The organism is Collinsella sp. CLA-ER-H7, assembly GCF_040092345.1.
In the GTDB taxonomy this organism is placed as follows: Bacteria; Actinomycetota; Coriobacteriia; order Coriobacteriales; family Coriobacteriaceae; genus Collinsella.
The window spans coordinates 101,146-123,554 of sequence record NZ_JBBNLT010000009.1 but is presented as its reverse complement, the minus strand read 5'-3'; the positions used below and the strand labels follow the sequence as shown (position 1 = coordinate 123,554).

At 46.2% G+C, this 22,409-nt stretch carries 17 protein-coding genes; 2 read left to right on the top strand and 15 right to left on the bottom strand.

What is annotated here, in order from left to right:
* The 4 genes from AAAX75_RS06800 to rfbA form a co-directional block, all read right to left on the bottom strand.
* Positions 1–488 (bottom strand): GDP-mannose 4,6-dehydratase (locus tag AAAX75_RS06800; protein ID WP_349091553.1); only part of this gene is annotated, 488 nt, incomplete at its 3' end.
* Between the two features lie 75 nt (positions 489–563).
* A complete protein-coding gene (locus AAAX75_RS06795) occupies positions 564–1,538 on the bottom strand; it encodes a hypothetical protein (RefSeq protein ID WP_195239230.1) in 975 nt (324 codons plus the stop codon).
* Positions 1,539–1,547: 9 nt separating this feature from the next.
* Complete coding sequence (locus tag AAAX75_RS06790) at positions 1,548–1,985, bottom strand: DUF4869 domain-containing protein (RefSeq protein WP_035138697.1); 438 nt, start codon at positions 1,983–1,985, stop codon at positions 1,548–1,550.
* Between the two features lie 95 nt (positions 1,986–2,080).
* A complete protein-coding gene (rfbA, locus tag AAAX75_RS06785; protein WP_349091551.1) occupies positions 2,081–2,980 on the bottom strand; it encodes a glucose-1-phosphate thymidylyltransferase RfbA in 900 nt (299 codons plus the stop codon).
* Between the two features lie 156 nt (positions 2,981–3,136).
* On the opposite strand from rfbA, the gene AAAX75_RS06780 reads away from it, so the two are divergent.
* Positions 3,137–5,608, top strand: a complete 2,472-nt coding sequence (locus AAAX75_RS06780) for a glycosyltransferase family 2 protein (RefSeq protein ID WP_349091550.1) — start codon at positions 3,137–3,139, stop codon at positions 5,606–5,608.
* Positions 5,609–5,755: 147 nt separating this feature from the next.
* On the opposite strand, the gene AAAX75_RS06775 is transcribed toward AAAX75_RS06780, so the two are convergent.
* From AAAX75_RS06775 to AAAX75_RS06725, 11 genes are all read right to left on the bottom strand, one after another.
* Complete coding sequence (locus tag AAAX75_RS06775; protein ID WP_195520348.1) at positions 5,756–7,603, bottom strand: hypothetical protein; 1,848 nt, start codon at positions 7,601–7,603, stop codon at positions 5,756–5,758.
* A 111-nt stretch (positions 7,604–7,714) separates the two neighbouring features.
* Positions 7,715–9,256 carry a DUF2142 domain-containing protein gene (locus AAAX75_RS06770; protein WP_349091548.1) on the bottom strand — a complete coding sequence of 514 codons (1,542 nt, stop codon included), beginning with the start codon at positions 9,254–9,256 and terminating at the stop codon, positions 7,715–7,717.
* A 213-nt stretch (positions 9,257–9,469) separates the two neighbouring features.
* Positions 9,470–10,264, bottom strand: a complete 795-nt coding sequence (locus AAAX75_RS06765) for a glycosyltransferase family 2 protein (RefSeq protein ID WP_349091547.1) — start codon at positions 10,262–10,264, stop codon at positions 9,470–9,472.
* Between the two features lie 4 nt (positions 10,265–10,268).
* Positions 10,269–10,622 (bottom strand): DUF2304 domain-containing protein, encoded by a 354-nt coding sequence (locus AAAX75_RS06760; protein WP_195520345.1) that lies wholly within the window; start codon positions 10,620–10,622, stop codon positions 10,269–10,271.
* Between the two features lies 1 nt (position 10,623).
* A complete protein-coding gene (locus tag AAAX75_RS06755) occupies positions 10,624–11,328 on the bottom strand; it encodes a glycosyltransferase family 2 protein (protein WP_195520344.1) in 705 nt (234 codons plus the stop codon).
* A 300-nt stretch (positions 11,329–11,628) separates the two neighbouring features.
* Positions 11,629–12,735: a UDP-N-acetylglucosamine 2-epimerase (non-hydrolyzing) gene (gene wecB, locus AAAX75_RS06750; RefSeq protein WP_195520343.1), complete on the bottom strand. Its 1,107-nt coding sequence runs from the start codon at positions 12,733–12,735 to the stop codon at positions 11,629–11,631.
* Positions 12,736–12,862: 127 nt separating this feature from the next.
* Positions 12,863–14,107: a polysaccharide biosynthesis protein gene (locus AAAX75_RS06745; RefSeq protein ID WP_195520342.1), complete on the bottom strand. Its 1,245-nt coding sequence runs from the start codon at positions 14,105–14,107 to the stop codon at positions 12,863–12,865.
* A 3-nt stretch (positions 14,108–14,110) separates the two neighbouring features.
* Positions 14,111–14,935, bottom strand: coding sequence for a LicD family protein (locus tag AAAX75_RS06740; RefSeq protein ID WP_349091546.1), 825 nt, complete (start codon positions 14,933–14,935; stop codon positions 14,111–14,113).
* Positions 14,936–14,949: 14 nt separating this feature from the next.
* Entirely contained in the window at positions 14,950–15,918 is a 969-nt protein-coding gene (locus AAAX75_RS06735) for a hypothetical protein (RefSeq protein WP_195520340.1), read from the bottom strand.
* A 267-nt stretch (positions 15,919–16,185) separates the two neighbouring features.
* Positions 16,186–18,255: a L,D-transpeptidase family protein gene (locus AAAX75_RS06730; RefSeq protein WP_195520339.1), complete on the bottom strand. Its 2,070-nt coding sequence runs from the start codon at positions 18,253–18,255 to the stop codon at positions 16,186–16,188.
* Positions 18,256–18,298: 43 nt separating this feature from the next.
* The gene (locus tag AAAX75_RS06725; RefSeq protein ID WP_349091544.1) at positions 18,299–20,470 is read right to left on the bottom strand and encodes an NlpC/P60 family protein; all 2,172 of its coding nucleotides are present in this window, start codon (positions 20,468–20,470) and stop codon (positions 18,299–18,301) included.
* Positions 20,471–20,635: 165 nt separating this feature from the next.
* Between AAAX75_RS06725 and AAAX75_RS06720 the strand changes: the two genes are divergently transcribed.
* Positions 20,636–22,408, top strand: a complete 1,773-nt coding sequence (locus tag AAAX75_RS06720; protein ID WP_271733289.1) for a phosphotransferase — start codon at positions 20,636–20,638, stop codon at positions 22,406–22,408.
* Position 22,409: the final 1 nt, after the last annotated feature.

The following is a 22,409-nucleotide window of genomic DNA, read 5'->3' as shown; positions in this document are numbered from 1 at the left end:
TCGGAGGACGCCTTGGTGCTCGAGTACGGGCTGCTCGGGTGGTACGGCGTCTCCTCGGTGAACTTGGCGGGGTCGTCGAGCGCCAGGTCGCCGTAGACCTCGTCGGTGGAGACGTGGTGGTAGCGGATGCCGTATTTCCTCACGGCCTCCAGCAGGCGGAAGGTGCCCTCCACGTTGGTGCGCAGGAACGGCTCGGGGTCCGCGATGGAGTTGTCGTTGTGGCTCTCGGCGGCGTAGTGCACGATGGCGTCGTGGCCCGGGACGATCCTGTCCAGCAGCTCCGCGTCGCAGATGTCGCCCACGACGAGCTCCACGCGGTCCGTCGGCAGCCCCGCGATGTTCTCGGGGTTGCCGGCGTAGGTCAGCTTGTCCAGGACGGTGACGTGCACCCCGGGGTGGTTGTCCACGACGTAGTGCACGAAGTTGCTGCCGATGAAGCCGCAGCCGCCCGTGACGATGATGTTCTTAGGTTCAAAGATCTCAGACATGAAAATCCAATCTGAAGCATGTACAGCTTCTTTAGTATGCCGCAGGAAGTGACGCCGCGACACTATTCAACAAAACTATCGGACATTTCGGCATGCGATAAGAGCCATAACCTTCGCAGAATTACTTCCCCTACAAAACGCCTCCGGAATGCAGTCTTTGTCGTAACGGAAGACCGAATTCCCAGTTTTATCGCGTAAGTACTTATAGAAGAAGTCCTCCCAGCTTTTAAACTTCTCACTGTTTATAAAGGCTTCTGGGGTTTCCAAAACCGCCTTAACATCTAACCCTGAAATTACGCCGGAGCTCAGCAGAAGCCACTCGAATGACTCGGGAAGACAAACCGTAACAGTATCGCGGTGAATGTCTTGCAGCTTAAGGACGCGGTCCGCATAGCACCCAAATGCCGCTCCGTCCGCGACAACAAACACGCGATCGTCGAAATGCTGATCCAACCAGCCCAAAATCGCGCTGTTCGTCATAGCCGAAGCGCAGGTAAGCTCACTGTCAGCGAAATGCCGTTCAAAGAACTGGAAACCAGACTTACTGTCCTCGCATAGAAGGATAGAAAAGTCCTGTTTTGGCGCCGACCGGGAAATAGCATAACGATGATTCCCGCGATCTTGATAAACAGGGACGAAAGAATGGTATTTTCCGCTCGTCTTAATCTTGTAAATCTCATCCACGCTATACGGAAGATTGGGGAAATCAGCCCTTGAGATCAGCACGAAATAATTCGAGGAATACAGCACATGATGGGCAAACTCATCAGAATGGATCTCTTTTAAGCCCTCATCGACAAATACAATCGAGTCATGAACGGACGAAAGCTGGTTTCGCCAATCATAATCGGTCAGGGCGACACAGGGACAATCGCATTGCAAGGAAACGCCCGACTGCTCGCCCGTTCGCATGTAGTCTGCGACCATGTCAAACAGCGTCGTCTTACCCGTGCCGCTATCGCCACGCACAATAGTGATGTTCCGCTTGATGGTAAATGTGTACTTGGTTCCCCTACGGCGGGAAATCTTAACAAGATGCGAACCGTTCATAAGCAGCACCTACAGATACGGAATCGACTCGTGAATCAATTCGGCCATGTTATGAACGATTCGGCCGCTGTTCACGACTTTGATTTTAAAATCCTCGCGGCCAAAGTCCATCACATGATAGAGATTCACAACGAGCTTGCGGTCTTTCGCCATGTCGAGAATCCACTTGGCACAGTTGTCACCACAGGTAGAAGCGTTAAAAATATGCTTACGATCAAATCTCATAAGCAGCAGCGTTTTCACGCCACCAGAAAGCTGGAGTGGGGAGATGGATCCAAGCACAGGGCTTTCGATGACGTTTTCGGAGACAACAACCGATCGATCGACATCTTTAATTATCGAGACTGCATAGGGATCCGTAATCCAAGAAGACCGGTAAGAGTTTTTGAAATATGTCGCTGTGTTGTAAATCGCTTCTGGCATATCGCCAAAGTAGACGCTTAACACATCCACTCCCAATCATATTGTCTTTATGGTCAACGTAATCATAACGAAAGGGGCCACCAGATAAACGGTGACCCCTGAAAGAAAACAAGCTTGCGCTAGTACTCGCGCGGGCTGTTGACGATCTCGCCGGCGGCGACCTTCTTCAGGTGATGCCCGTAGACCGACTTGCCGTAGGCCTTCGCGGCCTCCTCCAGCTCTGCGGTCGTGATCCAGCCGTTCTCCCAGGCGATCTCCTCGGGTACCGAGACCGGCAGGTCCTGGGAGTGCTCGACGGCGCGGACGAACTCGGCGGCCTCGTGCAGGCTCTCCATGGTGCCGGTGTCCAGCCACGCGTAGCCACGGCCCAGCGTCACGACCGACAGCGTCCCCTCCTCCAGGTACATCTGGTTGAGCGTGGTGATCTCGAGCTCGCCTCGGGCCGAGGGCTCGACCCTGTGCGCCTTGGCGGCCACGTCGCCCGGGTAGAAGTACAGGCCGGTGACGGCGTAGCTCGACTTGGGCTCGGCGGGCTTCTCCTCGATGGAGACGGCCCTCCCCTCGCGGTCGAACTCCACGACGCCGAAGCGCTCGGGGTCGTCCACGTGGTAGCCGAAGACCGTGGCGCGGCCCGACTCTGCGTTCTGCACGGCGCGCGTCAGGTGGCGCGACAGGCCGTTGCCGTAGAAGATGTTGTCGCCCAGCACGAGCGCGCACGGCTCGCCGGCGATGAACTCCTCGCCGATGGTGAACGCCTGCGCCAGGCCGTCCGGCGAGGGCTGCTCGGCGTAGGACAGGTTCACGCCGTAGCGCGAGCCGTCCCCGAGCAGGCGCTCGAAGTTGGGCAGGTCGGTCGGGGTGGAGATGACCAGGATGTCCCGGATGCCCGCCAGCATGAGGGTGGACAGCGGGTAGTAGATCATGGGCTTGTCGTAGACCGGCAGCAGCTGCTTGGAGGTCACGAGCGTGAGCGGGTACAGGCGCGTGCCGGACCCGCCGGCGAGGATGATGCCTTTCATAAAAATCCTCTCGATTGACAATCGTTGAGCAAAAGCCGCTGATTACAGATGCATAGTTAATTAAATTATACGCACCGGCAGCAACCTCCCCGTCTTCTTATTTAAATCGGACAGCAGAAACACGCAACTCTTTCTGCATTTCTAGCGAGGCAACAAATGAAAAAGTACAATGGGCAGTGTCCAACAAACGAAAGGCAGACAATGCGAGTCGAAACAACCGGAGTATGCAGAGGAAACTGGAAAATCTACCAGCAGCTTAAGATTGAAGGCATCCATAAAGGCTCCAGCGTAACAGCCCAGGCGGCTACAGACGATAACCGCCGCTCACCTTTATCCCTCCTAAAATTCCGGGACAATAGTTGTGACTCGAACTCATACGTCCTTGTACTCCCCGATCCCGATGCTCGCACCATCAAAATTGAGTTTAGCGAAATCGGCCAAGACGGTCGCACCCTGAGCAGCGACTCCCTTTCGCTCAATTGCAAGAACATCAAATGGGAGTCGCGCCTTAACTACAAAATTAAACCTGACATGTGCAGCAAACTCCGAAACTACGATGACGTTTCAGAGTTTGACATGGCAACGATTGATTTCTGGCAGTGCATCGAAGATTCAAGCGACTATATCCTTAGGTGCACGGTGAGAACTCCTTATCGTAGCGACTCGCAAATCAAACTTCGTTGTTTCGATCGAACCCTTAATGAAGTTAATTTGAGCATCGTCAATTTCGGTTCGAATGTAACAAGCGTTGGATTTACGTCTGAGAAAAAGCAACTTGAAACGCAGCTCTCGGTTCGTATGCCAAAGGCGTTCGATCGTTATTATTTTGTTATTGACGATCAAAATCACCCATCATTCAGTGCATTCGACTGCTTAACGCCCGATAAATTAGGCATGCTTCTTGAGGAGACCAACTTTCTCTTTACCCATGCGCAGTTTGACCCTGAATACCCCGAATGGTTCACGGAACATAAGGCAACCATCGGCGCTCTGGAGAAACAGAGAAAAATCGCCTTCAACAGCGCTCCGAAGTTCAGCATCATTGTCCCTCTTTACAACACGCCCATTTCGTTCTTTAACGATATGGCCGAATCCGTAAAAACCCAGTCTTATGCAAACTGGGAGCTCATCCTAGTTAATGCAAGTCCTGACAATCAGGAACTAAAGGCTCGCGTTGAGCAGGAGACGGCCCACGACAACAGAATTAAATCAATTAACCTTACCGAGAATAAGGGCATTTCCGAAAATACAAACGCCGGCGTTGCCATCGCTACGGGTGATTTCGTTAGTTTCTTTGACCATGACGATATTCTTGAACCGGACCTGTTGTTCTCATATGCCGAGGCAATTGAAAACAATGATGCCGTCGATCTTCTTTATTGCGACGAAGACAAACTCATGCCCGATGGAAAGCTAGCGCAGCCGTTCTTTAAGCCGGATTTCAATATCGATCTGCTCAGAAACAATAACTATATCTGCCATATGCTTACCATCCGTAAGTCGCTGCTTGATGTTCTAGAACCGAACACGAAAGAGTTCGATGGAGCACAGGATCATAATCTGACTCTCCGCGCCGTGGAAAAGGCAAGGAAAGTTCATCATGTTGCAAAGGTTCTATATCACTGGCGCCTAAGCGGGACCTCCACCGCAGCAAATGCCGATAGCAAGCCGTATGCCACTATCGCAGGTATCAAAGCGGTCCAGAGTCATTTGGACAGGCTTGGGCTCAATGCGAAGGTCGAACAAGCGCGTCGTCCCTTTACATATAAAGTAACCTACGCTGTGCCAGATTCCCATCCACTCGTGTCAATTATCATCCCGACTAAAGACCACGCCGACATTCTGGACAACTGCATTAAGTCAATTGTTGAGAAATCAACGTACAACAATTACGAGCTTGTCATAATCGAAAACAACAGCACAGAAAAGGCGACGTTCGATTGCTACGATAAGTTGCAAGCAAAATATCCAGATATCGTTCGTCTTGTAACTTGGGAGCACGAATTCAATTTCTCCAAGCTCATGAACTTTGGCGTTGCTCACGCCAAAGGTAACTATCTCTTGCTGTTGAATAACGATACTGAGGTAATTACGCCCAATTGGATTGAGATAATGCTTGGCATCTGCGCACGTGAGGATGTTGGCGCAGTTGGTGCAAAACTCTACTATCCCGACAACACCATTCAGCATGCGGGCTTATGTGTCACTGGTGGCGTGGCGGGGCATCTTTGCCAAAGCATGCCAAAGGATAACTGGGGCTACTTTGCACTCAACGATGCACAACAAGACTTCAGCGCCGTCACTGCAGCTTGCATAATGACTAAGCGTAGCGAATATGAGAAAGTCGGAGGTTTCACGGAAGAGCTTCAAGTTGCATTTAATGACGTTGACTTTTGCTTAAAGCTACGCGAGATCAACGACCTGATCGTATACACACCCGAAGTCGAGCTCTATCACTATGAGTCGATTTCTAGAGGCGTTGAAAACAATACGGAGAAGCAGATTCGCTTCCACAAAGAGGTCGCATACATGAATTATCGCTGGGCCAAGCATTACATCGAAGGTGATCCCTATATGAATCCAAACTTTACCGTTGGGGAACCCGCGAATCGTTATTATCATTTATAAGAAGTTGGCGTTTCTTCTCTTATTCAATCAGGACAAATTAACGTGTGCCTAAGCTAGATAGGGGAATCGAGGATTAACCCTCGATTCCCCTATTGTGGGTTCCCCCATTGTGATAAGTTGTCCTCCACTCGACAGTCAGAGAGCATCTTATTCTAATGGCGTATTTAAAACCCAGCCCCACTGAGGCGTAGCGGTAGTGTGGTAGTAGTTCAGCCACCAGGCCAGTGATGTCGCCCTAATGTAACCGATGTTATCCATAACCATACCGTTACCAACATAAATAGCAATGTGTCCCCAGCGAGCCCCCGCATTAGTATGCGTATGAGTAGGGACCGCAACAATCATTCCAACCTTAAGCTGCGATATATCTCGACTGTGACACCAATTCCAAAACATGTCGCATGCGTCACCGTTGGGATAAGACCCCAGCACGGGATAAAAAACTTCGCTAACCCACTCCGAGCACAATCCCACTCCAGGAGAAGGAACGTTGTAGCAGCGACTAACAATTTGAGACTGAAAGGAAGTACGGGCAGAACGCTCGGGCTCTACCCAAGCACCAGCAGCATTAAAGAAATACTCGCCATTCTCGATACTGTTCCAGCCAGTTGCCATTTGACCTGACGACATAAGGTAATACCATAGCCCGTCATCATCGCGGAACCAGCCTGTATTCATAACGCCAGATTCGTTATCGAGGTGATACCACTTCCCGCCAATTAATTGCCAACCGCGCTGTAGCACCCCGTCTGGATCCGTGTAAAACCACGTCTGAGCAGCGGAGGACCAATACCAGCCTACCATGGGCTTTCCTTCGGCGTCGTTGAGCTTAATTGCGCCCACGCTGTCCTTGACACCCTTTAACGCAATTGCACCACTGCTGCACGCATAATATGCGTTTCCATCTTGCGAGAAGACCCAGGCGTTGCACTCTAATGCGCCGCCACTATCCGAATCCAAATAATACCAATTACCATTTACAGACTGAAATCCTTCGAGCATGGCGCCATTATTATTGGAATCAAGCAAATACCAGCTAGAATCAAAGTAAAACCATCCTGTGCGAATCGCTCCAGAGCCATTGGCGCAATACCATGTCCCATCGTCAACAAACCAACCAGTGTTCATGGATCCAGATTGAGAAAAATGATACAAACTGCCGTTTACAAGTTTAAAGCCCGTAGCCATTGATCCGGAAGGCTCAAGCCAATACCAAGTATTGCCAAGGAGCAGCCAGCCAGTATGCATAGCACCCGAACCGTCCAAATAGTACCAGTTATGATTGTCTAAAACCCAACCGGTCTTCATTGAACCTGATGTTTCGTCAAGGAAGAACCAATGACCGCCGATGGCAGCCCATCCCTTCAAATGCGCACAGGATTCAGAGAATAAGTGCCATCCATCACTCAGGTATCTCCAGCCAGTAGCTGCGTAGCCTTCGGAATCAAAATAATATTCGGCTCCCCCAATAGTCAGAAAACAGTTTGACGGCCAACCACCGGCCTCATATCTCCACCACCATTTACCGTTTTCGCAGACCCAAGAACCAGGAAGGGCGATTTTGTTATCAGAAGAGCGAACAATCTGGAACGACAACCGGGTGGTAGCGCCAGCGTAGTCCCCTAGCCCATTTACAGCTATATCAGCACAGCCAGGTGCAACATTATTCGCATAAAAGACTTCATAATCGGTCCCACATGTAAGCTTTAAACCGCTATCAGCAAAAACCGACACACTCGGAGTAATCGCATCACCAGTGTATTCATATGTCGACAAATCGATAGACGCTGTGAAGTTAACCGAATCAGAAGGTAACCGATCACCATCCGATGGCCCAACTGGACCCTGTACCGATTGATCTGTAGAAATATCAGCGCCTAGAACCGCACAATCTTCGGGTAATGAAACAGCAACCGTTGGGCATAAAAGAGGGGTGAAACAAATTGATACAAGGCAGACCACACCGATAAAACTCAAATAACGATTTCTCAACATTACACTTTTCCCATACAATCTAATTGGTCTTTGATAGACCAGGCCTAGTTAACCCTGAGATGAAGTCCCCAACTACAAGAAATTACCAAAGCAACTGCGCGCGAGATAAATCTACAAACAGGAGGCGACGCTAATAAAACGAATAAGATATAGGCAGTTCATAACACAGACGCCAGTAGTAACAACGGAAATGGAAGTAGAGTTGAACCTAAATAATCGTGTTCTTAGTCCAAACAACAAAGCTGGTAAAGCCGGAAGAAAATAGCGCCCCTGAACACCCTGTATTACATTTTCATAGTTGAAGGTCCATGCCAACCACATTGATGCAATGGAACCGAGTGCAGCCAAAAGGAAAGCAAAAATGAAAAGAAAGGATACAGGAGCAGTAAGAAACGAAGGCTCATCACTAGAGTCAAGGCAGCAAATAAACCCGAAAAACAAATAAGGAATCATATAGAATGCAGGGAAACGCAAGTTCTCTTGAAGCCATCCAAGGGAATAGCCCAAAGACGTTTCCCAATAGAAATCACCTAGAGAGTCGAGAGTTCTACAAAAAACAAGGAAACTATTCTTTGGATGCAGCAGAATATCGCCGAGCGAATATAACTGCCCCGCTTCATGGCCCCGAGAGGAATCTGAAGTCTGAGAAACCAAGCTGCTCATCGATGCCAAACGTAAGGCCAATACAGAAAGCATAACGCAAAAGATCAACAAGAACCTGCTAAAACGCCCGGTCTTCTCATCAATGAACTGCGAAAGAGGGACGAACAATCCAAGTAAAATCAACCCTGAATAGATAACCTTGCACGGAGCCAAAAGAACCGAAATGATTAAATATATAATGATTTCTCTTTTTCCTATCGACCGCTGTTCGCCAAAAAAACCGCGCATCAAACATGCGAATACCAGAAGTGAATAAGCAATGATTCCAGAATCATAGGAATATGAAGCTGCCAAATGAAGCGTCATGGGCAACAATGAAACGAATACAATGACCGATTTGCCTTTAGGTGCGATTCGAAATGCCTGGAAAGCGCAGAAGCAAAAAACGAGAGCCGAACCAATTCGACCCATATAGAACGCGGGATAAGCTCCAAGCCCAAAGAACAACCCTATCTGCAAGCCAATGATAGAGCCCAGTTTTGCAGTAATATTCTCACCGCCGGCACTAAAAGAAAATTCACTGAAAGGAACCAGCTGTCCATTTCCAAATAGTGAAAAACCATCAATAACAGAATCAAATGAAGCTGAATTAATTGCATCGCCCGGTTGGCGGCTATTGTATAGCGCGTAATCAATATCTCGCACCAGAAAAGCACCGTCATTAGACACATGGGCATTAAATGGAAGGCTATCAACCAACCAATAAGTCGAAAAATAATGATGGCCCTCATCGGGCGCGGTGAACGGAGGGAATATAAAGCAAAATATGATTAAAAATGATATGAGCAGTACCAAGAATACCCACTCACTTTTAAGGCGATCCTTATCACTAGCAAATACGCTGCCGAGCGCGAGAATTATAATTAACGAAATCGCAATTGTAAGCAGAACAAGCAATCTAGGATTATTTAAGTACCAAAATACTGAATAGACTGCAAATAAACCAGCAAAAGCAAGAAAAGCAGGTTTGCATCTTACAAAACTCGTCATGCTAGAATCCTTAAATTTCAAAACTCACATAAGCGCAACTAAATATAGTGATAGCAAGTATATCAACAAGTTAATTATTATCTCAGAGCTTGCGTCGATGATATCAACGCAAGAACAGTGCCGTAGCATCCGACTTCGGAGGCTAATATCCGAATTCAGTCATACACGAAGCGCTCGTCAACCGACTCAGAGGAGACGTTCAACACAGAGACGTTAAAGAGTGTTGCTATTCATGCTGACTGAATATAGTCGATGGATTACTTTCGCAACCTTTTTAGGCCAAAATTTTTCAAGCATAGCAAGGTCTTCGGAGCTCCGTGTATTATCTTGGATCAAGGAAGTCGTCTCAGATTCTTTGTGAATTCGATGATGCATAAGAATCTCGGGAGAATAAACAAAAGAGCCTTCAAGTCGCGAAAATCTCTCCCACGCTTCCCAGTCCAAGTCACACTTCATCTCACTCGAAAACAAAGGTGTCTCGAGATTAGGCATAACATACGTGACCGAAGGGCAACAAATCGCAGATCCAAACCGCAAAGTCCGACGCTTGTCCCTGACTATAGATGAATTACCAACTCGAGCGAGTTTTCTTAGTATTATTCTTTTGACTTTAAGAATCGAGATGTCATCGAAATATTCCCCATTACGAATCTCCCCATAATTAGAAAAGAAGATCAGGGGATGATTGGAGGCGTTCACAGAGCGAAGCATTTCAATTGAATAATTAGGGGAATACAGATCATCTTGATGAGCAATGGTGACCAATGGAGTTTGAGCATGGGAAATTGCACAATTCCAGTCATGGCCAATCCCTGGCATCCCATTGTTAATAAATACAGGCAAGTTATAGCTAGAAGCAATCTGCTCAATATGCTTATTCGGAGTAGAAGTAGAGATAAAGATCCTACTGGCTTGCTTCTGGTTCATTAAAGACGATATACAGTCGTTCAAATACGGTGATTCGCCATAGGCGCAAACTACGAATGTATGATCATTGCACGTAAACATAGAACTACTTATCCCTCAGAATGCTCTCGATATCTTTTTCAAGCAATGCAACTCGTTGAGTTAAGTTCTTAATCGCATCGGCCTGTTTGCTGGCAATTAAACTAAGTGAAAGCATGATTAGGATTACAAAGACAAACCCCAGAACAAATATAAAATTGGAAGGCGTGGCAAACCCCATCGCCGACGATAAATAGCACAGGGGCTGCGGAAATAGAGCAGACAGGACTAGGACTAGGACCAGAGCCAGCCACAATAGAGAATACTTAAGTTGGAGCCTGCCACTCACAATAAGCTTAACTACATATGCAGCAAGTAAAATACAGGCCGCTGCGACAGAAACGCGAAGGGTTACCGGCACTTTAACACCTCGTTTTTGAACATGCAGAAATAATAATTGCAAGGGTAACTTTGATCATGTAATAGGCACTCGAAAAGCCCGAAATGGATGATGAGCCCCCTTGTCTCTCTTTCATGACAACGGGAATCTCAGATACAGACAGACCGCGAGCAAGCACTGAGACAATAGAATCGGGTTCAGGGTAATCAACTGGATAGTTCTTACAGAAATAGTCGATAGCTTTCGGTCCGCAGGCCCTAAATCCAGATGTCGGATCAGCTATGTACTTCCCCGTACACATTTTAATCACCCTAGTAAGCCATGAAATACCCACTCGGCGTAAAAACGTAGACTGAAACCCCCCAGTTCGCTCGAGAAACCTAGACCCGATAACCAAGTCATAGCCAGCTTCAATCTGCTCAACCATACTGGAAATAAAACAAGGATCATGCTGTCCATCGCCATCCACCTGAACGTCGATGTTATATCCATATTTTTTAGCGTACTTATGGCCGGCTTGTACAGCCCCTCCAATACCAAGATTCTGCGGTAGATCAAGTACATTGAGATGGTTAGCATGACAAATCTCAAGCGTATTATCAGTTGAACCATCATTGACCACGACATAATCATATCCTGAATCAATCACGGCTTTAACTGTCGCACAAATTGATTCAGCTTCATTATAAGCAGGCACAATAACTAGCACCTTATAAGGATTGCTCATGAACAACCTTTCAATGATAGCCCGTTATCCTTAGCTAAAAGTAAAAGTAGCACCAACAAGACGAACTACATGTTATGCAAGGAGCTAGCGTGATAGGCAACACAGTATCCACAACGGTCCTAGAACATATAAACACTATAGCTGTTATCACCATCGACAATCTGTGGTCTGCGTAGTGACCACTGTGATTGCCGCAAGGTGTCCTGCATCTGCCCTCTTGCAAATGCCACGAATCTTATAGAAAAGAACTAAACAGATGAATTGTTTAATCAAATATAGCTAAGTTTCTACTAGCACGGTTCATCGTAAATGACCGTCAGAAAGAACCGAAGCGATTCTTTCGCTTGCATGGCCATCACCATAAGGATTGGAAGCGTGACTCATCGATTCATACTCTGAGACATCCGAGAGCAACCTGCTAAACTCGTTGTAAATTACATCTTCCTCTGTGCCAACAAGTTTCAAAGTCCCCGCCTTAACGCCCTCAGGACGCTCAGTAGTGTCACGCATGACAAGAACAGGCTTACCAAGGCTTGGCGCTTCTTCTTGAATACCGCCTGAGTCAGTGAGTATCAGATAGCTTTTAGCCATAAAGTTATGAAAATCAAATACTTCAAGGGGGTCAATAATATGCAGTCGATCAAATCCATCTAGCTCTTCATGAGCAGCCTTGCGAACAAGAGGATTCATATGAATAGGGTATATGGCCTTGGTATCGGGATAATCTTCCATTACGCGACGAATAGCACGGAACATGCGATGCATAGGTTCACCAAGGTTTTCGCGGCGATGTGCGGTGATAAGAATCAAACGAGAACCCTTTGCCCAGTCAAGCTCATGATGTGAATACTCCGGATCCACGGTAGTATGAAGTGCATCAATTCCCGTGTTACCTGTAACCCAAATCTTTTCGGGTCTTTTTCCCTCATCGAGAAGGTTTTGTCTGCTCACCTCGGTTGGTGCGAAATAATATTGACTCACGATGTCAACTGCTTGGCGGTTAAACTCCTCTGGCCAAGGACTGCTGATATCATGTGTGCGTAAACCAGCCTCAACATGACCGACCGGAATTTGCAGATAAAAACAAGCTAAGGCTGCAGCAAAGCTTGTCGTGGTATCTCCATGGACAAGCACGACATCCGGTCTTTCCCCCTCAAGAACCTTCTTAATTTTAAGAAGGATGCTACACGTAACATCGAAAAGAGTCTGACCAGGCTTCATGACAGCTAGGTCAATATCGGGTACCACATTAAAGACATGCAAAACCTGCTCAAGCATCTCCCGATGTTGACCAGTCACGACAACAACGGTACTGAAATCATCCGGATGAGATTTGAGCACATTCACAAGTGGGCACATCTTAATTGCTTCCGGACGAGTTCCGAAAACTAGCATTACCTTTTTCATTTCAAGAACCAGCCCCTTAAAAAACCATTGAAATGCACATAGTCATTTAAATAAATAATAATCATTTAAATAATTCAGAGGAAGAAGTCAGGGAGAGAGCAATTCGCCCTGAAATCAAATGATGCAATTAAACGAGATTATTAAAATGACGTCTCAACAAGATAGACAATACGACCACCATATATACAAGTCCAAAAAGACAAGATATTAAGCTACACACTGTAACACCATTTAAATTGAATACTTCTACGGAATACTTCATTGAACTTAGCGAAACGATAAACATCAACACGCCAGCAACAAGGGTATGCGAAAAATACCTAAATGAAATCAACAAATCATTGACAAGCCACATCAGTCCAGTCAAAACAGCAGAAGCTATCAAAGGTGGAACTAAATACATGAAAGGTAGTATTTCCTCACCAAATACAAATGAAAATAAGCTATTTCCAATCACCTCAAAACCAATACCGAACACAACGGCGATGATTAACGCACCAAGTAAGCAGGCAAAGCATAGGCGAAAGAAAGAACACCTGTCTTTATCTGAATAACTTTTCGAGAAATAACCCAGCAGGGGGTTATACAAATATGAAACACCCATTTGAATGATAGCAATAGGAGCCGCAATAGACGAGTAGACCCCAAGAGCAGAATCCCCCAATGCAGAAGATAAATATTGGCGTGGAATTGACGATGACGCGGAAACCGCTATGCCAGCAACCACAGCCGGCAAGCATGTTATCAATAATCGCTTTGCCTTATTTCGGCTAATTCCAACAACAATGCTTGTTAGGGCGGTAGTTCGTGGCAAATCGTAAATCCATCCAACTAATACGACCGCAATAAACATTGCAAATATAGCTAGCGGCACCGAACGAAAGCAAGATAAAGCAACGCAGAAAAAAACTAGAGACAATGCTCCCTGAAGCGCAAGTGAGACTCCAACATAATCCATCCGGGAGAACTGCTGATCAGCAGCATGAAGGACATCTATCAATTGGTTGGCGCTTTTATATAAGCCGTAGAGAAAAATGCAGAAAACAGAAGCAGGGCGACAAGTAAATAGCGAATAAGCAAAAGTCAAAGCAAGTGATAAAAGTATGGTTAGTAATCTAAAGGAAAGATACTCCCCTACCGTGTTTTCCCCATTAACATCTGAAACTTGATATGTATACATCCTATATTGAGCAATTGGGAAAAAAATGCCATAGACAGACATCGAAAGCGAGTATAAGCCAGCATCAGAAAAACCAAAGGATAGGCGAACCACCAGCACGCTTATTAACCATTGGCAAGATAAACCGATAATCGAGCCAATAGAACTCCATAAAATATTAGACTTTATCGAAAGAACTTTATCGGAACCCAACAATTACTCCGTTCTTGAATTAACTGATGCAGTTAATTGATGAGACACCTGTTTATCAGCAGGAGGAATGGTCATATAGTCGCCATAAAGTTGAGTAAGCATCTCATCATAATGAGTTGGGATTTTAAATTGATGACCCTCAAATTCCGCATCCATTACATCCGTAAAATACCTATTTGGAAAAGCCTCCCTGAGACCAAACCCCCATCCGATTTGTCCCGCTCTCTTTGTTTCGCCAATATCATATTTTCTTGAAAGTTTATGTAAACGTTCGGAAGCCCATTTCTCTATAGGCAGTACTAGAGAAATGGGATAAAAAATAGCCATGAGAATTTTCATGCTAATCGGATGTGGATAATGGAAGTTGAGCCTTGATACAATACAAATCAAATCAAGCAATTTCACTTCGTAAAACATAATAGTGGCCTTTAGATTTGAATCGGATATACCGTCAATTGGGAACACATCTATCCAAAGCCATTCTGGAACTGAAGGGCGATCTCTCTCTGTCTGAACGGAGATCTTAGGATTAATTACTTTTGCGAATGAAGGTAAATACCCATCAATCTCTGTAGCCTGAACGCGAAGCCACGGAGAAAACCTACCGCTTTGAACTAGGCCAAGAAACCTATCGTAATCCTTCCGAGGCATGACAACATCTATATCATCATCCCAGGGGATAAAACCCTTATGACGCACGGCACCGATTAGAGTTCCATACGACAGCGAATAGCACAAATTATATTTCTCACAAAAATCGTGAAATTCCACCAAGATTTTCAGTTCTTCGTGTTTCACCGCATCAAAAGAAAGAATTTCATTCGTCATTAAAAAACCAAGCCTTAAGAAATGAACGAAGTATATCTATCCGAATAGTTCTGATTGTCATCATATGCATCGGTTAACAATTTCTCGCAACCCTTAATAAAGCTATTCGAATCTAGACCGGTATAGTATTCGAACAATAAATCGGGCCAATTAACATTTGTATTATCTAAATCAAGTGTAAAACCAATACCATAATCACTTGCCATTGTTTCCATTGCGGTATTCGGGCAAACAAGAATTGGCATATGAAGCTGGGCAGCTATATACATTTTGTTAGAAATAGCGTAATCGAGAAATGGATCCCCATTGCCGTACAGATTGTGGATTATGTTGACTCCTGTATATAAAGAGTACATTTTTTCAGGTGCAAACCTCCCTAACAGTTGGACGTTTTCTACGTGATTATTTCTACAATAATCCTTTAGCTTTTCAGATCCAGCTCCTGCAAACATCAAACGGAAACGTGAATCATTTTTAAACATATTGATCAACTTAACATGTTGCTCAATATACTGGCCAACACTACCAATGAATGCAATCACGATCGGTAAAGAAGGATTGCCATTTAAACTATTCACGCATGAACTAGCATCAAGATCAGAGAATGACGGTCGCTGCAGATTGTGGACATAACTGTATTCAGAAGGGGCGAGAAAAGCGGCATAAAAACGTGATGAAAGCACCACGATTCCAGCAAAGGACACTATAGCGCGAGACATGAGACCCAGAATCGGATTAAACTCTCCTCCGTAATCTCGAACATCCATTACATAGCGTTTGCGATACTTAATAAGTAGTGCAGGAAACGCAAAATAACCAGCAATAGTATTAAGTAAAACTATGTGATCAAAATCACTATTTAATAGCTGTTTATTTACAAACAACATATAGGCAAAATAACTGTAAAGCCTGCGTAATAAACCAGTATCTGGGCAGGGCTTAGCATATTCAATGCCCTTAATCGACCCTAGCGTCTCTTCCACGCCATCCCTATTCCAGTAGACAAGGTATTTTTCCCCGGGAGTATTATCGACATAAAAGTTAAACAAATAAGGACATAGATACGCATTACCACTAAGAACAAAACAGGTTTTTTTCATCTCTTGAATTACTCCAATGCCCAGACTAATTAATCCACTTAGTAGATATCTTTGATGAATCGTCCATTCATAAAACCAGTACGAAACTAGACCCTCTTACAAAAGACATGCGACTTATTCTTCCGTTGAAGATATTGATGCAGAAATCACTTAATACGTAACAACTTTTGTTCCATAAGGAATATTATCGTAAATCCATTTTGCGTTCTGAATCTCAAGGCGAACACATCCCGCAGAGGATGGAACACCCATCGTGGGATCCATCACGCGATTGCTGTTAACGTAGTAGGGCGAAGAATGGAACAGATAATCACCATAGAACTGCGTGTAGTAATAGCAAGTATATCCATGCCCAAAGGAATATCCCTTTCCGTAGACTTGATACTCCCCTATCACCGTAGGTGTGCTAGCTTTTCCCGTCGAACATACATATCGACGGTTTAAGGACCAGTTATTCCAGGATCCAGTGTAAATACTCGTAATGCAACGCGACGTATCGACAAGTATCAGCCAATTTGTATTGCTTGAATAACTTTGAGCTTTAGCATCCATATAGTCTGACACCCACGCGCCGTTTGCCATAAAGTAATTCCAGGACCCGTCCACAACGCGCCAGCCAGTAGCCATAGCGCCGCTAGCGTCAAGCCAATACCAGGTGCCGCCCAGATTGAGCCATCCCGTCTGCATGAAACCAGACGAATTCAGGTAATACCAAGATCCGTTAACGGCAACCCAACCGGTTTTCATAGCATAAGTGGACGGATCTAAATAGAACCAGGAGCCATCCTTGTACAGCCAGCCAGATCGTGCATAGCCAGCGGTCTCATCAAAAAAGTACCATTTTCCGTTAACGTTCTTCCATCCAGCGCAGGGGGAGCCATCGGTTGGATCAGCATAGAACTTACAGCCTCCAAGCATCACAAACCCGTGAGCTTCGACCAATTCGCCATCGCCGTTTGATGTAAACAGTTTTCCATTACGCAATGCTCCACACAATGAGCAATCAGAACCAGCAAAAGCCTTAGATGGCTCATCCTGAACCGAGTCCTGGACATCTACCCATTCACGACAAGCAACAGCGCCTGAAGCTTTTGCATAATAGCTTTTCCCATTTACAGAAAAATGACCAAGAAGCATTTTACCGTCGGCGGCAGGATCGAGATAATAGTATTGACCACCGTCCTTCAGCCATTCAGTCTTTATAATGCCCGACGCTTGAGAAGGCTCAGCGTAATACCAGTCTCCATCGCTCATAAACCAGCCAAGTGACAACGCTCCCGTTGAAGAAAAATGATACCGGTTGGATCCGATGACATAAAAGCCGGTAGCCATTCTATTGTCATTTGCGACATCGAGCCAATACCAAACGCCGTTCACCAAACGCCAGCCCGATGCAAGTGCGCCGGAACCGTCAGCGTAATACCAGTCCGTCCCATCAAACGCCCAACCAACAGCCATTGCGCCGGAATCCGATAAATAGTAAAGAGACGAACCGACAGAAACGATTCCTCTAGACATAGCACCATCATTGGCGGGATCAAGCCAATACCAATTATTGCCAGTTTGAAGCCAGCCGGTTAAGACTTCACCATTGTTTCCCCAATACCATAAACCGTTATCAAGGCACCAACCATTAATCAGTCCATAGGTTCCAAGAAGATAAGGGTGCCCATCAATAACACGTCGACCAGTAGCCATAGAACAGCTGTCAAAGGAGTCAAACCAGTACCATTGGCCTCCGATAAACTGCCAACCACTTGCCAAAGCGCCTGATGGACCCGCGTAATACCACTTATTTTCAGTAAAAATCCAGCCGCAGCTCATTGCGCCGTCACGAGCGGGGTCCAAGTAGTACAACGAGTCGTCAATATTCTGCATTCCGGTCAAACGACAGCCGTCTAGATAGTAGTACCAGGACAAACCGTTCCATTGCCATCCAGATAGTTTTTCTGTCGTCGACGGGTCTTGGCTTTCGACAACCTGTAGGCTCGAATCTTCCGTTGTTTTGCCGGCACAATCACTGGAGTCTTGAGAGCAACCGCCACCGACAAATGCTCCCGACCCTCCTGTCGAGTCGCGCTCTACGACACCGTTATCCGCCCCCTCTTCCACGGCATAGGCAGTGCAAGAAAATGCGGGGACGGAAACTGAGAGCAAGGCGGAAAATAGCATCAAGCCAATTACTCGCCAACAAATTCGATGTTCAATCCTGACATTCATTTCAGGCCCCCAAACCGATATCGATCGTCTTGCAGCAAATCAATTAAATAAACGGACGAGCTGCGCCGATTACATTTCCCCTTGCGCTAATAGGATGAATTCCGACACCCTGATGAGGCCAGGAGTCGATCATCATACCGCCGCCAAGTGCAATTGCGATATGCCCGCGATAATAAATTACATCGCCGCGTTGAATCGAGCTCGTGCTCACGGGCATAAAGATATTGCTTCGATACCAATTCATGGAATTGTAGGTTTGGCTTGGATCCCAGCGATGGTTATAAGGGTTGTAAACACCCATATCCATGCCAGTAGCATAAAGGCACTGCAAGACAAAACCAGAGCAATCAACAGCTCCACCGGGAGCGGTAGACCAAGGCTCAATATATTGCGTACCGATATACTCATAGGCGCGCTGGATAAAGGCGTTCACGCAATCTTCCCGCGTTGCTTCGACAGAAATGCGAGAAGGGGTCACATAGGTAAAGTATCCGGTGCAATAGCTAGGCAGCTGAACAGTCCAAGAACTGACCTGAGGATACTGGGATGGATTTTGCCAGCCAACTTTGTCGCACTGACCATCGCTCCAGAAAACTCGACGAACGCCATCGATGGTTCTTGCACCCGTTGCCATAGCGCCGCTACCGTCTAGCCAATACCACTTACCCGAATCTTTAAGCCAGCCAGCATGCATGCTGCCATTGGACTCAAGGTAATACCATGTTCCATTCAGGCATTTCCAACCAGTTGCCATTTTTCCGTCAGCGTTTAGGTAATACCATGCTCCGCCAGTAAAAACCCATCCGGTCTTCATTACGCCAGAATCAGCATCAAGCCAATACCAATCGCCGTCAATTTGTAACCATCCAAGATGAATGGCACCCGTTCCGGGCTCAGCGTAAAACCTTAGGTTTGCGACATTAACCCAGCCGGACGCAACCTGCCAGCCATCAGCTCCAGCGGTTTTTAGGATAGTGCCGTTTTCGCGAATCACATCCTTGCAAAGATATCCATTATCATCAGCGTATCTTTGAACGCCGTCATTAACGGTAACCCAACTTGAAACCACAAGCCTACCGCTCTGGTTTGCAAAACAATCGCTGCCGCCCACCTCAAATAAACCCGTTCTCATGAGATGGCTAACAGGGTCCAAGTAATACCAGCTCGAGCCATCTTTATACCAGTCAGAAATAAGCGCACCAGATTGAGAGGCTAGATACCAGCCATTCTCGGACTGAGCCCAGCCAACAGCCATAGCTCCATTGGGGTTCAAATAATATGCTGCGTTACCAAGGTCTAAATACCCAACGAACATTTTGCCGTCGGAAGCTGGGTCGAGATAATACCAAGCGCCGTTAACGAGTTTCCAGCCAGTAGCCGCAATACCGTTGGAGCAGTAATACCAATCTGATCCATCCTTGTACCATCCATTTGCAAGGCCATAGTCACCAAAAATGTAGGTGCATCCATCAATCTTTTGGCGACCCTTGAACATGATAAACGTCTGTGAGTCAAAACAATAGCGAGCCCCACCTATCGTCTGCCATGACGAAGCAAGGGCACCCGATGAATAAGCCCAGTACCAATTCCCGTCAACGAGAATCCAGCCGGTTTTCATAGCGCCCGAGGCATCTAAATAGTATTTCCCACTCCCGAGGTCGACAAAACCAACCTGCATTATATGAGTGACAGGATCCAGGTAATACCATGTGCCATCTTGATAAAACCAACCAGCAGCTAAATCGCCTCCAGCATTGGCATAAAACCAATTTCCATCTGTGTTACGTAGCCAGCAGTTCTGATATAGCGCGCCAAAAGGCGTTGCGGCATTACCGTCATTCGCATAAAACGAAGCAGTCAAACCGCCATCATCGGTCACATTGAAATAACCTGTCTGCATTGCACCATCATTGGCAGGATCAAGCCAATACCAATAGCCCCCGCTTTGCAGCCAGCCGGTTTGGTGTTTACCGTTTTTTCCGTAATGCCAAACTCCAGACGACTCGTCTCGTTGCCAGCCATCTTTTATGACGGAAGAATTATCAGGTTGCAAATCATCGGAAACCACAGAAGAAAAATCCGCTTTTGACTCAATACTCTGAGCCTCAACGGAATCCTGTGCAAACGCGACATTCGCACTCAGGGGCAAGCAGCAAGCAGTGATTAATGACGCAGCAGCACAAACAAGCGTGGCCTTCTTTTCGAATCGATACATAAGCGACCCTCCCAGATATCTCGTTTATTTATTTTAATCCACATTCCAGGATTGATTTTCGTTACTGTCTGTTCAGTCTATGTAGATTAATATATTAAATTGAACATAACGTTCAATCATTCTATTCTTTCCCTAAGCAATGAACATCTTAATTGGAGGCCTGCAGTGGAACTGACCAAGCGTAACTTTACAGTTCTGTACGAATACCTAAAGAACCCATATGCCAGCCAGCGAGAAGTTGCCGAGCGCACTGGCCTCTCACTTGGATCGGTAAACGCAGCAAATAAAGAGCTTACGAATGAGGGCCTTCTCGAATCGGACAGCCTAACCGACAGCGGTTACGAAGCACTTCACCCCTATAAGGTTGAAAACGCAGTGATATTGGCTGCGGGGCTTTCGAGCCGCTTTGCTCCCATTTCGTATGAAAAGCCCAAAGGCCTTTTAAAGGTACGTGGTGAGATTCTCATCGAACGTCAGATTAGGCAGCTGCAAGACGCAGGTATCAGCAATATCACCGTCGTTGTCGGCTATAAAAAAGAATATTTCTTCTATCTCGAAAGCAAGTTCGGCGTCTCGATTGTCGTCAACAACGAATATGCATCCAAAAATAACCACGCATCGCTTATGTGCGTAAAAGAGCGGCTTGGAAACACCTATATTTGTTCAAGCGATGATTACCTTCTAAACAATCCGTTTGAGGCATATGTTTGGAAAGCATTTTATTCTGCTCAATATGCTGAAGGCGCCACCAAAGAATGGTGCATTCAAACGGGAGCAATGGATAGAATCACCAACGTTACGATTGGCGGCTCCGACGCATGGTACATGCTCGGGCATGTCTACTTTGATAAAGCCTTCTCGCTTGCGTTTAAGCAGATTCTTGAAACGGAATATAACAAGCCGGAAACAACGGACAAGCTTTGGGAAGATCTATATATCGAGCACATCAAGGAGCTCGATATGGTGATCAAAAAGTATCCTGAGGGCGAGATTAACGAATTCGATTCTCTTGATGAGCTGCGTGTCTTTGATCCGCATTTTATCGAAAACGTTGACTCCGACATTTTCGATAACATCGAGCAAGTGCTCGGCTGTTCCAAATCAGAGATTCACGACGTTTATCCCCTTAAACAAGGCCTTACGAATCTATCGTGCCACTTTAGAACCAATGATGGAGAGTACGTTTACCGCCATCCGGGAGTCGGAACCGAACTGCTTATTAACAGAAATGGAGAAGTAGCCGCACTTAAAAAGGCCAAGGAACTCGGCCTTGACGATACGTTCATTCATGAGGACCCAAAGCGCGGTTGGAAAATTTCGAAGTTTGTACCCAACGCAAAGCAGCCTGATCCGCATGATGCTGCCCAAATGAATCGAATGATGCAGATGTGTCGTTCGCTTCACGAGAGCGGTGCAAATGTCGAAACCGAATTTGACTTCTACCTCGAAGCGAAGCGCTACGAATCACTTCTTCTGGAAAAAGGTCCCATCGACATTCCAGGCTACAGGGAAATGGCCGCCGAAATCGATGAATTGGAGCACTTTGTTCAGGCCGACAATGCGCCAAAATGCCTTTGTCACAATGACTTCTTTTACCTCAATTTCCTTATCGATGAGAACGACAAGTACTATCTCATTGACTGGGAATATGCTGGCATGAGCGATTACGCAAACGATTTTGGAACGTGCAGTGTCTGCTGCGAGCTTTCCGAAGATGAAGTCGATCGCGCGCTTGATGCATATTTTGGGCGCAAGGCAACAAACAACGAAGTTGCGCATAACTATGCGCACATTGCGCTTGCAGGATGGTGCTGGTACCTCTGGTCTCTTCTGAAAGAAGCCGAAGGTGACTTCGTGGGCGAGTGGCTCTATATCTACTTCAATTACGGTGCCAAATACCTTAAAAAGGCACTGGAGATCTATCGGAAAGGTGAGTAAC